This window comes from Bradyrhizobium sp. MI1.3 (assembly GCF_055811695.1).
Genome location: NZ_JBVVPQ010000076.1, coordinates 1 through 12110 on the forward strand (window position 1 = coordinate 1; position 12110 = coordinate 12110).

12 protein-coding genes and 5 pseudogenes are annotated in these 12110 nt (G+C 61.0%); 6 read left to right on the forward strand and 11 right to left on the reverse strand.

Features of this window, described 5'->3' with window-relative positions:
• Positions 1-78 precede the first annotated feature (78 nt).
• The 4 genes and pseudogenes from AC0L3A_RS33815 to AC0L3A_RS33830 form a co-directional block, all read right to left on the reverse strand.
• A complete protein-coding gene (locus AC0L3A_RS33815; RefSeq protein ID WP_473256003.1) occupies positions 79-525 on the reverse strand; it encodes an MFS transporter in 447 nt (148 codons plus the stop codon).
• On the reverse strand, positions 417-1373 hold the full coding sequence (locus tag AC0L3A_RS33820; RefSeq protein ID WP_473255990.1) for an IS481 family transposase: 957 nt from the start codon (positions 1371-1373) through the stop codon (positions 417-419). The genes AC0L3A_RS33815 and AC0L3A_RS33820 overlap by 109 nt, the downstream gene beginning before the upstream one ends.
• Before the next feature lie 303 nt (positions 1374-1676).
• Positions 1677-2144: a hypothetical protein gene (locus tag AC0L3A_RS33825; RefSeq protein ID WP_473255991.1), complete on the reverse strand. Its 468-nt coding sequence runs from the start codon at positions 2142-2144 to the stop codon at positions 1677-1679.
• Positions 2145-2238: 94 nt separating this feature from the next.
• A pseudogene (locus AC0L3A_RS33830) lies at positions 2239-3167 on the reverse strand (transposase family protein); the annotation flags it as partial.
• Positions 3168-3930: 763 nt separating this feature from the next.
• Here AC0L3A_RS33830 and AC0L3A_RS33835 point away from each other — a divergent pair.
• Genes AC0L3A_RS33835 through AC0L3A_RS33845 form a run of 3 tightly spaced genes read left to right on the forward strand, consistent with a single transcriptional unit; the run spans position 3931 to position 5036 of the window.
• The gene (locus AC0L3A_RS33835) at positions 3931-4269 is read left to right on the forward strand and encodes a helix-turn-helix domain-containing protein (protein ID WP_231144208.1); all 339 of its coding nucleotides are present in this window, start codon (positions 3931-3933) and stop codon (positions 4267-4269) included.
• A complete protein-coding gene (locus tag AC0L3A_RS33840; protein ID WP_473255992.1) occupies positions 4211-4591 on the forward strand; it encodes a hypothetical protein in 381 nt (126 codons plus the stop codon). Before AC0L3A_RS33835 ends, AC0L3A_RS33840 begins: the two co-directional genes overlap by 59 nt.
• A 49-nt stretch (positions 4592-4640) precedes the next feature.
• Positions 4641-5036, forward strand: a complete 396-nt coding sequence (locus tag AC0L3A_RS33845) for a transposase (RefSeq protein ID WP_473255993.1) — start codon at positions 4641-4643, stop codon at positions 5034-5036.
• 225 nt (positions 5037-5261) lie between these two features.
• On the opposite strand, the pseudogene AC0L3A_RS33850 reads toward AC0L3A_RS33845, so the two are convergent.
• From AC0L3A_RS33850 to AC0L3A_RS33865, 4 genes and pseudogenes are all read right to left on the reverse strand, one after another.
• A pseudogene (locus tag AC0L3A_RS33850) lies at positions 5262-5658 on the reverse strand (transposase); the annotation flags it as partial.
• A 583-nt stretch (positions 5659-6241) separates the two neighbouring features.
• On the reverse strand, positions 6242-7009 hold the full coding sequence (locus AC0L3A_RS33855; RefSeq protein ID WP_473255994.1) for an integrase catalytic domain-containing protein: 768 nt from the start codon (positions 7007-7009) through the stop codon (positions 6242-6244).
• Positions 6958-7524, reverse strand: a complete 567-nt coding sequence (locus AC0L3A_RS33860) for a hypothetical protein (protein WP_473255995.1) — start codon at positions 7522-7524, stop codon at positions 6958-6960. Before AC0L3A_RS33860 ends, AC0L3A_RS33855 begins: the two co-directional genes overlap by 52 nt.
• A gap of 165 nt (positions 7525-7689) precedes the next feature.
• Positions 7690-8277 carry a GNAT family N-acetyltransferase gene (locus tag AC0L3A_RS33865; protein WP_473255996.1) on the reverse strand — a complete coding sequence of 196 codons (588 nt, stop codon included), beginning with the start codon at positions 8275-8277 and terminating at the stop codon, positions 7690-7692.
• 286 nt (positions 8278-8563) lie between these two features.
• Here AC0L3A_RS33865 and AC0L3A_RS33870 point away from each other — a divergent pair.
• Positions 8564-8704 (forward strand): annotated as a pseudogene (locus tag AC0L3A_RS33870) (IS66 family transposase); the annotation flags it as partial.
• Between the two features lie 16 nt (positions 8705-8720).
• Here AC0L3A_RS33870 and AC0L3A_RS33875 read toward each other — a convergent pair.
• Both AC0L3A_RS33875 and tnpA read right to left on the reverse strand, forming a co-directional pair.
• A pseudogene (locus AC0L3A_RS33875) lies at positions 8721-9139 on the reverse strand (hypothetical protein).
• 29 nt (positions 9140-9168) lie between these two features.
• Positions 9169-9624 carry an IS66-like element accessory protein TnpA gene (tnpA, locus tag AC0L3A_RS33880; protein ID WP_473256004.1) on the reverse strand — a complete coding sequence of 152 codons (456 nt, stop codon included), beginning with the start codon at positions 9622-9624 and terminating at the stop codon, positions 9169-9171.
• Between tnpA and AC0L3A_RS33885 the strand changes: the two genes are divergently transcribed.
• Positions 9505-9933 (forward strand): hypothetical protein, encoded by a 429-nt coding sequence (locus AC0L3A_RS33885; RefSeq protein ID WP_473256006.1) that lies wholly within the window; start codon positions 9505-9507, stop codon positions 9931-9933. The two genes, tnpA and AC0L3A_RS33885, sit on opposite strands and share 120 nt — an antisense overlap.
• Positions 9934-10204: 271 nt before the next feature.
• Complete coding sequence (locus AC0L3A_RS33890) at positions 10205-10297, forward strand: Mu transposase domain-containing protein (RefSeq protein WP_473256005.1); 93 nt, start codon at positions 10205-10207, stop codon at positions 10295-10297.
• Between the two features lie 223 nt (positions 10298-10520).
• Here the strand turns inward: AC0L3A_RS33890 and istA are convergent.
• A pseudogene (gene istA, locus AC0L3A_RS33895) lies at positions 10521-12044 on the reverse strand (IS21 family transposase).
• Positions 12045-12110 lie beyond the last annotated feature (66 nt).

The following is a 12110-nucleotide window of genomic DNA, read 5'->3' on the forward strand; positions in this document are numbered from 1 at the left end:
ACACAACCAGTTGCCAAAACTTCTTCTCGGTGTGACATTCAACGACGGGATCGAGGTCATCGCCAAGCCGACCGACCGTCAGCCCACAACCGCCGCCGCCTGACCGGCCCCGGCCGTCACCAAAATTTGGCGATAGCTCCCCATACGGCGGGACGGGGCAATCTTAGACGCGACCGCAGCCGCCATGGCCCAATAGAAGCCGTGAACGACAGCGCCCACCGTGCGTGCCAACAGTAGCCCTTCGAAACTGTGAGAAATCATCGCCGCAACATTGGTTGCGGAAAGAATAAGCATAAAGGCGATGAGTAACGGCTTGCGAGGAAACTTCTGAAGCAGAACAGGCGACAACAGAGCGCTCGCAGCACCGATCCAGCCATAGAGGCTCACGATGAGCCCGACCGCTGCCTGATCGCGTCCTAGGTGTGGAGCCTCAAGAGGTTGTCCTCGGTTAGACCGAGTCTGCTGATTGGCTTTTGGGAGTTTATACCACCATGTGGTCTGTGCCAGTTGTATTGGTGCAGCCAGATTGGCAGTTCTTGGGCGCGCCGATCTGATGTTGGATAGGCTTTGGCGTAAGCCCATTCCCGAAGTGCGGTCTGGATGAAGCGTTCGGCCTTGCCGTTTGTTCTCGGCGTGTAGGGCTTGGTGCGGATATGCTTGATGCCCAAATCCCGACAAGCATCGCGGAATGCGAAGGACTGGTAGCAACTCCCATTATCGGTCATGACGCGCGCGACGGTGACGCGGAGGCTTTTGTAATAAGCCACAGCCGCCTTGAGGAAGGAAACAGCACTCTCCGCCGTCTCATCGGGCTTGATCTCGGAGAAGGCGACGCGGGAATGGTCGTCAATGCAGACGTGGACGAAATCCCAACCGGCGCCACGGCTTTTGTTCGGGCCACTCGGATCGCCGGTGATGCGGTGGCCGACACGCTGGAAACGCCCGAGTTTTTTGATGTCGAGGTGAATGATTTCGCCTGGATTCTCGCGCTCATAGCGACGTTCCGGCTCGGCCGGCTCCAGATCGCGGATCCGGTTCAAGCCCAAGCGGCGCAGGACGCGGCTGACGGTGGCCGCCGACACCTCGACCTCGGCCGCGATCTGCTTGCCGGTGTGGCGCTGCCGGCGCAAGGCCTCGATGGCTGCACACGTGGCTGGCGGGGTTTGGCTCGGCGATGAATGGGGTCGCGACGAGCGGTCGCGCAAGCCATCCACACCTTCCCCGCGGAACCGCTTGACCCATTTGGCGACGGTCTTCGGCGTCGTGTTGAACTGGTAGGCAGCGTCGGCCTGGCTCAGCCCACCTTCCACCACGCTTCGGACCATCGCCTCTCGACCTTTGGGCGTCAGAGGCGCATTCTTGTGGATGTTCATCTGGTCTCTCCTTGGAAAACTGAAGCTTCGCAACCTCAGCTTCCTCGGTTCAGACCAGATGGACAACCTCCTGAGAGACCACACCTAGGTCGCGAGCAATCTGAGACAACAGCCCGATAGGTGCTAACTCTGCCGAGACACTATCAAACGAGGCGATGCCAGCACGATGACGGCGAGCCAGATGCGGAGCGAAGAATCTGTACCGTCGCTCGTCATTATCGGACCCCAGAGTGAGAAGATTCCGGCCGTCTCATGTTGTCGATGATTAGCCGGTACTTGTTATTCATGAACGCGGTCCTGAGGCTATTGTCTGCCACGGTCAGTTGCTCGTCCGCGGTCAAGCCCATTGCCTCCGTCGATCGGACAACGAGTGTCGTCCAAGCACTCCGGAAATATGCCGGGTCGTCGGAGTCGACCTTGAAGTAGAGGCCAGCATGCAGAGCCGAGATTGTGCTCTTCGAGCGGAGGAAACACCTTCAGTTCGACTTTGAGAGTGGGCACACCGCAAGGGCAATGCCCTTCTCGGGCAAGGCGTCGCATCAGCCGCGGATCAGCCTCACATTGAACGCCATGATCTATGCGGCCGACGTCTAGCCTGCCGATCGCCGCAGCCACATAGTCTGACGGGCCTTCTTCGCCAGCATGCGCCGTCGTCTTCCATCCGAGCGTGTGGGCCTGTGCAAAAACTACGGCAAAAGGCGAAGGAGGATATCCGTTTTCCGGTCCACCAAGCCCAGGCGTCAATATCCTGGCGTGCCAGGGCCGCGCCATCTCGACAGCGGCGAAAGTGTCAATCGGTATTGGACTGGGACCCCCGATTGGGTCCAAAGGGGGCTCTGACGCAATTTTGATGCAGCACTGGCCATGTGGTGCCGAGCAGCCGAGCCTGCAGCAAGTCGAGCTTGGCGTGTCGTACATTTTGCGCTTGACTAGTTTGAGCTTGGTGATCGGGCCCTCTGTCTTTCGGTTGGACCAAAACGTTGTGATCGCTGCGCTGACGGCGGCCTTGTCCTTAATGACGCCGCTGGCGAAAGACATGAGGCTTGCGCATGCTCGTTCCAACCATGGTCCAAGCTCTCCGTGAGCCTTGTTGCGGATCATCGCATGGAAAGCGCCTATGATCTCTCGAGCTTCCGCCAGGAGAGGAACGCCTTGCTCAATCGCCGCAATGGTGACGGTTTCTGACTTTGATTGAGTATCGCCGCCATTGGTCATCTGGCGGGCGATCGTTTCTGTACTTTCTCCGCGAGACTCTCGGGTAGGAGAGTGATCTGTCGTCGCCGCTCGAGGTCGTGGATGATTGCTCCGTACCGCTGATTGCGGCGCCATGCCCAATCCTCGATGCTGATAACGCTCGGCGCAGCAAAGGGCTGATACCCGCGCCTCCTAACCACCCGAAGCATTGTGTCGTTGCTCACGGGCAGCATAAGTAAGTGGCAAAACGCGCCGCCGGGCGGCCTCCCAAGGCAAGGCCAGGGTGATGGACGATCAGATCGAGCCAGCTCGTTCGCCGCGCCCACCGTGCCAGAAGCGCGGTCATCGAAGCGCTCGGTGAAAATACGCAGGCTGCACAGAATGGTAACGCAGCCGAAGCGGCGCGCCACGACCACTAGGCGAACCTGCCTCCCGCCAGCGGCAGATCGGTTAGGGCGCTGATATTGGCTATGTATTCGCCTAGAACTGGTCCCGCAGTCGGAACAGAAACTCGTGCCCCTCGTGGGAGAGGTACGGTGACGGTTGTGCGCCACTCCAGCCGCGAGGTACCAGAGCCGATGGATGTAGGGCTCGTTGCATCATATAGTTTCCTTCGTGAAACCAACGCGAGCCGGCGCTTGAACTTCATGAAAAGTGAATTCAGAGCCCGATTGGACGCCGGATTACCCCGAATACGGCGGCCCTGTTCCCCGCCGAAACACGAGCGCTCTCCCTTAGACGCAAGCCACTGAATGTACTCAGCCATCTGGTTGGAGATTGCTACGACAATGCTCTCGGCGAAACCATCAACGGTCTCTACAAGGCCGAGGTGATCCACCGGGGCGCACCATGGCGCAGCTCCGAGCCCGTCGAGCTGCATCGATTGTACGTGTGGACTTGTCCTCCTGGCGTGGGTTAGCCATGTCGTTGTCCATTACTGCAGGTTGATGACTTACTACCACTAGTCGCCCGTTTCCGAGTGCTTCTGGTCGCGCATACGTCTGAAAAAGCGGCTCTACTCATAGCGAAGTCCTGCGCAGAACGAACCTTCCACTTCTGGTAAGAGCTCGGCCTGCCGAGCAGTGCGACTGCTTGCCGCTCGCACACTAGACGATCGATTCCATGAAACCTGCGATGCTGGAGTCGGCTGAATGGGTGGAACGGACGGGCAGTTGGTGGATTCCTCGTTTGCGGTCGGCGAAACGAGGAGCTGTATCATGGCTGGAGGGCGGCGAGCGGTCGAGTTGGCGATGGCCGACGAAGAGATCGCAACATTGGCGGCTCTTTCGCGGTCGAGAACTGAACTAGCGAACCGGGTCTCGCGGGCGCAGATGCTGCTGACGTATCGCAAGAATCCTTCGCTTTGCGCAGTAGGTCAAAGACTTGGAGTCCATCATCAGACGGTGCAGCGCTGTGTCGAGCGAACGCTGGCGATGGCCCGCTGGCCGCCCTTGACGATCGCCCCCGCCCCGGCAAGGAACCAACCATCACGCCTGAGGCCAAAGCCTGGTTGGTGTCGTTGGCGTGTGACAAGGCGAAGGACCACGGCTATCCACATGAGTTGTGGACGACGCGGCTGTTGGCGCGCCATGCGCGCGAACACGGGCCGGCTGCAGGGCATGCATGCTTGACCAATTTGGTCCTTGTGCAAGATCCTCGGCAAGGAGGAAATCAAGCCGCACAAGGTGCGCTACTATCTTGAAAATCGCCATGCTGAGTTCGAACGGAAGATGGCCGAGGTCCTGTGCGTCTATCGTGAAGTCGCAGTCCTGAAAAAAGCCCCTGCCAAGTCGAAGAGACGGGGAAAGCCGGTGGCGATCGTGTCGTGCGACGAAAAGCCGGAATCCAGGCCATCGCAACGACGGCGCCGGATTTGCCGCCCGAACCCGGCATCCACGCCGGCTTTGCGCGCGACCACGAGTACAAGCGGCACGGCAGGCTCAGCCTATTGGCCGGGATTGATCTGCTCACCGGCAGAGTTCACGCTCTCGTCAGAGACCGTCACCGCAGCCGCGAGTTCATAGAACTCCTCAGACTTCTCGATGCCGCTTATCCGAGGAGCACCCGATCAAATTGATCCTCGACAATCATTCCACGCACATCTCGAGAGAAACCAAAGCCTGGTTCGCTACCCGACCAAGCGGGCGCTTCGAGTTCACCTTCACGCCCAAGCACGGCTCGTGGCTCAACCTCATCGAGGGCTTCTTCTCCAAGTTCGCTCGTTCGGTCCTGCGCCACATCCGGGTCGCATCAAAACATGAGCTCAAGGAGCGCATCATGGCCGGTATCGACGATGTCAATCGCCACCCCGTCATCCACACATGGCCTTATAATGTCAATCGCCCTTTAATTGCGGTTTGTTGTCAAGTTTACATTTCTGAACTCGCCCACGGCACGGTGGTAGTGCTCGCGCCGTCGGAGCTGGTCCGGGTTGCGGAGACGGCGCGGGCGCGGCTGATACGTGCTTAGCCGGCTAGGCATTGGATCGCCGGGGCTGGTTGATGTCTTCGCTGGGGTCATGGTCCTTTCCGAGGTCGCGCAGCGCCTCATGATGATGTCCGGGTCGGGCGCCTCAACGTTTGCAGCGGAGTGCGGTCGAGGCGCCAGCAGCCGATTGACCGAGGTCGCCACAACACCGTCCCAGCGGGACATCGCCAGTCCGGCAGACCGGACCAGGAATTTTACAAGATCTGATCAGGCTTCCTTCGCCTGGTCCCAATCGAACGATGTGCCGTCGCCCCAGATACAGTGAAGAACAGGCGATTTTGCGCGCGATGGCGACCTTTGCCTTTCGCATGCCATTTCGCTTGGCGAGCTTCATGCCCCAAGCCTTGAGAGAGGACAATTTCTTCGTTCGATAAAGCAGGACGGTCGCCGCCTCGTACAGGTAAGTTCGGAGAAGACGGTCGCCCCATCGTAATATCTTGCCATTGATGTCAGTTTCGCCAGACTGGTTGCGTCGAGGCGTAAGACCCAGATAGGCGCCGACGCTTGATGCCGATCGGAAGCGCGATGGGTCGTCGATCGTATGGCGGAAGGTCAAGGCGGTCACCACGCCGACACCAGGAACCGTCATCAGGCGGCGCGTCGTCTCATCCGACTTCGCCAACTGGCGGACTTCGTTATCGAACTTGCTTTGCGAGACATCCAGCCCAACATATTGCTTCATAGCCCACTCCGATTTGCAAGATTGCGGGAAGGCTTGAAGATAGCGGACCTTTCAAGCCGCGGGCGCCGACCGCAATTACGTCATCGTTTGCAAATTTGACCCGTCGTATTGCCGCATCAGCGAATGTTACCCTGATAGCTCAATTGCCGATGACGATCCGATGTCGGCTGATCGGCCGCGCCAAGTGGCTTTCCCGGCTTGCTCGACGAGAGGGGCTGTGGGCGGCTCGGGCCATACATAGCCCGAGCCGTCTACAACCCCGGGCAATGGGGCAGCGGTCGTGGCGGCGCCGAGCGGCTCCTCCGCGACCAATTGCTCGGCCGTCTTCCGTCTAAGCGTCCTGAGCAGCCGCTGCACGATCGAATGCTGTCTCGTTCCGAACTCCTCGGGGTATTTCTCGCTCAGCCGGCCGACGATGGCGAGTGCAGTTAACTGCGGCTGCTAGACGAGCCAACCCTCGATCGCAGCAATATGCGGGTCGAGCTTGGACGGCATGCGAACCCTCTTATAGGGCCGACGGGTGCGCCGGTGCGTGGCACGCGGCTCGGCGACCGTCGCCGTCTTGCCGAGCGTCTTCGCGAACGTCGCTCCGGTCGCCGGCGCGGTGCTCGTGCAAGCGGGTTGCAGGCCACGCCTGTCCGGCACGACGATCGACGCGATTGCCGAGTTCGTCCTGGGTCGCGCGAATCTCGGCCAACAGCCCGACCGGATCGAGCGAGCGATACTGATCGCGCAGCCCTTTCTTCACGGCCGCGGTCACCTTGGGATGCGCCAATGCGCGCTCATAGGGCGTCGACGGGGGATGATAGCGCTTGATCACTTTAGCCCCTTCGCGGCGCTTCTCCTTCAGCTTGAACGACGGCTGGAAGAAGTTGACGTAGAGCCATGCGTCCGCATAGAGGCGGCCCATCACGCGCGCCGTCTCGACGCGAACGAAGCGGCCATAGCCCATGAGGCGGCGGACGACCGCACCATTCTTCTGCTCGACGAACGCCTGATCGTTCTTCTTGTACGCGCGCGAGCGTGTGACCTCGAGCTTCTGTTCGCGGCACCATGGCACGACGACATCGTTCATGAAGGCGCTGTCGTTGTCGAAGTCCACGCCGCGCAAGAGCCAGGGGAACAGGCTCTGGGCGCGGTTGATCGCCTCGACGACCAGCGAACCCTCCCGCGTCAGCAACGGCAGGCACTCCGTCCAGCCCGTGGCGACATCGGCCATCGTCAGGGTCTGGATGAACGAGCCGGCCACCGACGTGCCGCCATGCGCGACCAATCAACCTCGCAGAAGCCGGGTACCGGGCTGTTCCAGTCATTGAACGTGCGGATCGGGACTTCGCGCCGGATTGCCGAATAGAATCCGGCACGGCGCCGCCTGCCGCCGCTCGCCGTAATCTTCACATCGACGAGCAAGCGGTCGATGGTTGCGGCGCTGATCGCCAGAACAGGATCACGGTCGGCCTCACCAAGCTGGAATCGGCCATGTTGCTCGTGCGCCGGCAGCAAGGTCGGGATCATCACCTTGAGCCGCTTACCGCATACCCGATCCGACGCCTCCCACAGCGCCGTCATCGCGTCCTTGATCGTCGCGCCATATCTGCGCTTGCGCTCTCCGGGCGCCTCCATCTTCTCCGGTCCAACCGTTGCGCTCCGCCGAAGCGCGCGCACCGCATGCTTGCGATGCCAGCCCGTCTTCGCGCACAACTCGTCGAGGATCCGCCCCTTCTCACCTCGTTTGGCCGACCGGTAACGCTCCGTAACCGCAGACACCACCTCGCGCCGGGCGCCCATGCTGATCTTTCACGCCATAGACGCCACCGAACCAATTCGATGGCACCGACCCAATCGTCGGCGAGAAGTTGTCCAGTAATATTCTGGATGAGGCAATGCGGGTCAGTTCAGCGTCTCCCAGGACACTCGGGGAGCCGAAGCATGCGAAGCGTCTACGAATTCCGCTCAATTCGCCTTTCGCAACATCGGCGTGAGCAGCGGCGAGCAACCGTGCTGTATCTTTCCAATAATCTTGAACCCGTGACGTTGGTAAAAGGGAATGTTTTTAGGATTCGAGCTTACGAGGTGGGCAGCGATGCCCTGCTCATCACATCGTTGAAGAGCGTATCTCATCAGCAATGTACCGAGCCCTCGCCCGACCCAGCTCGGATCGACAGCGATGAGGGGCAAAAACCAATGTGCCTCGGAGGGATGATGTTCGGCGATTCCCTGGCGCAGATGTGCCATATGTTCACTGATTTCCGGGCGCAGTGACCGCGCCATGATTGCGTCCAGCGCATCCTCATCCTGATGGATGCGCGGAGGTAGCCACAGGGCGGCCGCCCGACTTTCTCCCGCGACGTATGCTGTGCCATGCTCGAATGCTCGCCCGCCACAGGCCTTGATGAACTGAGTCATACTGCTAACGTATTGCCCGGGGTCCGGCCAAGTCCAACGCATCAACGGATCGGCGGCAAAGCCGAGGACGATTGTCCAGACGATTCTTGCTCGCATGCTTGCGTTCGCTGAGGTGACGCCCGGCTCAGCTGCCATGATGGCGCTTTCGAGCGCAGAGCTGTGAATTTAGAGCGCAGCACCGATACCTCTGGACGTGAGCTGAATGGATGTACCCTCGAGGACTCATCGGCGGATGAGCATTTGCAATGTGATCTTGTTTCGCTGGATGTCGCGAGTTGCATTCGCTCGAGCCGTCTACGCACGGCAGGATAGTTAGCAACCTGCCAGGCCAGGTAGGTGCTTTGGCATTCCTTCTAAACAATGTCCCCGCCCTAAGGATTACCCGCAGCCAACTTCAATACTGGCTAGCCGACTAAACGCCAAGCTCGCCGTCGCCATCCGCTGGACGTCCTCACGCTGGCAGGGTGTGACGCGCTTTGTCGATGATGGCCGCATCGAGCTCGACAACAACATCATCGAACGTTCGATCCGTCTGATCACGCACAGCCGGAAATGCGCTGTTCGTGAACGGAGCTTCGTTACGGCGCGCTCGCTTGGCTTCGCCGTGCAGCATCGCGTTGGCGTCGCCTTCGTTCCCGCATGCGTCGAACCGGCCCTATCGAAGGCATCGGCGGCAGAGTCGCGGCTGGCGCCGGCTCCTCGGCCGCGAGGACCTCAGGCAGCTCTCTTGCTTGTTGAGCGGGTGCGGGCCGAGCCTCCTTGATCTCGAGAACCGCGCGTCCCTTATCAGTGACACGCCAGCCGCCGTTCATCCGCTCAATGAGTCCTTGGGAGAAGATATCCAAGTCGGGCACGCGGACTGCCAATCGCTTCGTCCTTTCGGTCCAGTCCGGTCCGCTCGTGGCCAGAATCGCCATATCTCGCTTGAGGTCCGCCATGGCGGCGACCCGTCTGGATAGCTGACCAGCACCTTGAGAACCGTCACCTGGAAGTTCACTGCCCCACCCGTACCCAGCTTCCGCGAACTTACTCGCTCGATATCGTCGGGGAGTTCGTGAACCTCTGTCGACTCACGCCCTTCATCCCATGGTTTCCGTCGGAGTGCGCGGTGCAAAGATCCTTGCTAGACATGACAATGGCTGGTCGATGCCACGTCGGATGGCTCCTTGAACATGTGCTGCTGTTCTCGGCGCCCTCGAGCGCCTTCCGGAGGCGTCGGCGCTGCCGCGGTGAGCGCTCCGGCGGCGTGGACGATGGGGTAACGACAGCGGGCACGAACGTCTGCGGCTCGGGAGCCACAGGGATCGCAGCCGGCTGTCGCATTTGCCGGCACCACGTAAACAGCTGTTGCGGCGACAATCCGTGCCGCCGCGCGACCTCCGATACCACGGCTCCCGGGGCCAGCGTCTCCTCGACGAACCGCGCCTTGTCGCCGGCCGAGAACTGCCGGCGTCGGCCGCTCTCCGTGATGACCTCGACCAGACGAACCGAGGTCCTGGGCTCAAGCATATGTTCAAGCTTAGACACAAGCCGATCTCCAATCAGAGATCGATCATTCCTCGCTCGACGCCTTCAATGGAAGGTGGGACCGAAACAGCGCTTACTGTGCGTGCGTTCCGAGCCGAGAAGCAAGAGCACTGGTTCGCCGGGCTCGAGAGCGCATTCACGACCTTCGGCGGCGTGCCGGAGGAAGCGCTGATGGACAACCCACGCGCGCTCGTGGTGCGCCACGACGCGGTGGGCCGGTCGGTTCAGCTTAACGACAAGCTCATTGCATTCGCGAAGCATTGAGGCTTCCGTCCTCGCGCCTGCGCTCCGTAACGGGCGCACAAAGGGCAAGACGGAGAATGGCGTCGGCTACGTGAAGAAGAACGCAATCGCGGGTCATTCATTTGCGAGCTGGGAGGCGTTCGAGGCGCATCTCGCCAAGTGGGAGCGTGAGGTTGCGAACGTTCGTATCCACGGGACGACCGGCGAGGCGCCGATGATCCGCTTCGCGCGAGACGAAGGGCACCGGTTGAAACCGCTCAGCGGGCAGCCATCGTTCGGATCCTAGCGCGAACTGAGCCGCGTCGTCGGCAACGATTGCGCGGTCGAGATCGATACGAACAGCTACTCTGTACCGTGGCGCCTTATTGCGAGCGCGTGGCGGTAACGGCGGCGGCTGGCGAGGTGCGGGTCCGCCATGGATTGCACCAGGTTGCGGTCCATAAGCAATCGGAGGGGCGCCGGCTGCGGATCGTCGACTCCGCCCATCTCGATAAGGCAGCGAGATCTGACGATCGTCGCTGCTCCTCCAGGGCTTCGGCCATTCGGGTCAAGCCGAGTGCGATCAGCCGTTCATGGGTGGGATGCATCAGCATTGAGATCTCCATGGTTCACTGGAAATAACCCTTACCGCGGATGTTGCGGTGGCGCAGGGGTTGATCGTTGGATGTCTCGTCAAGGAACGCGCGATCAAAGCCGTTCTTGAGAATCGAGTGGATCGAGGCGAGGGAGCGAGCCTTGATGAGGATGCCGCGTCGGCAGGCCGCATCGACGCGCGCATTGTCGTAGCTCCTGGTCAGCGACAGGATGCCGAGGCAGGTACGAAAGCCTTGCTCGGGATGAGGCCTTGCCGCGATGATGCCCTGGAAAAACGCCGCGGCAGAGGGGCCGATCTTCTCGCCGGCCGCGATCAGCCCTCTCGGCATCCACTTACCGTAGCGGCGATGGGCGCTCGGCATATGATCGGCGATCGTGGCATGGCTGCGGCGGTTGGGCGCACGGGCGTGGCTCGCGATCCTCTGACCCCTGTGGAAGATCTCGACGGTCTTGTCGGCGATGCGGACATCGACGAGTTCAGGGATCAGACGGTAAGGGGTAGAATACCAATGGCCGTCGATCTCAACTGGTAGTCAGGGGCGACGCGACAACGCTTCCAGCGCGCAAAGACATACGGCTGGTCCGGCGGTTCTCCCAGCTTGAGACGATCGATCTCGGCGAACAGTTCGGCGCGGCTTGACCCGAAACCGCGCATCTGGCGGGCGTTGAGTACGCCGACCAGGACGTGGATGGCAGGATTCAGTTCCGCCAGGGAAAAGAAGCGCTGATTGCGCAGGCGGGCCAGGATCCAGCGCTGCGCGATCTGGACGGCGACCTCAACCTTCGCCTTGTCCTTTGGTCGCCTTGGCGGCGCCGCCAGGATCGCGGTGCCATAATGGCCGGCCATCTCGGCATAGGTTCGGTTGATTCAGGATCGTAACGATCGGGGTTGGTCACGGCGGCCTTGAGATTATCGCAGACCACGAAACTTCGGCACGCCGCCGAGGTACCTGAACAGGTTGGCATGCACGCCGATCCAGTCGGACAGGCTCTCGCTTGGGCACGCCTCGGCGTAGGTGTAGTTCGAGGCCCCCATCGCCGACGACGAACAGCTTCATGGCGCGCACTTCGCCCGTGATGGGATCGAAGATGTCGATGGTGTCGCCGGCGGAATCGACCCGAACACCTTCTCCCCGCCGATGTGGGTCTGACGCATGCTCGGGCGCGCACGCTGCTTCCAGGCCTCGAAGGTCGTGCAAAACCAAGTATAGCCGGAGCCGTCGGGATTGGCGGCGCGATACTCTTCCCACAACAGCAGCCGTGTCACGCTGCGACGGCGCAGTTCCTTCTCCACATAAACCCAATCGGGGGCCGGTCGCCGGTCGCTTTGCGAGGCTGCCGTCGGCGTCGGGAACAGCAGCAGCTCCAGGCGCTCGTCCTCCATGCCCTCCGGCAGCGGCCAGCTCAGCCCGGCAAGGCGGGCACGCCGCCCGTAACCATGGACGACGCCATTGCTCACTCCAACGTCCGCGCGATGAAGCGCTCGGTCAGGCCGTGGCTTCTCTGATCCGGTGCATCGACAATCTCTGGGTAGGCATCAGGCTTCCTCATTGGCTGAATGAGAAATCCGTAGGCCAGTTGAGTTGTCGGCCCCCGGCACCGCC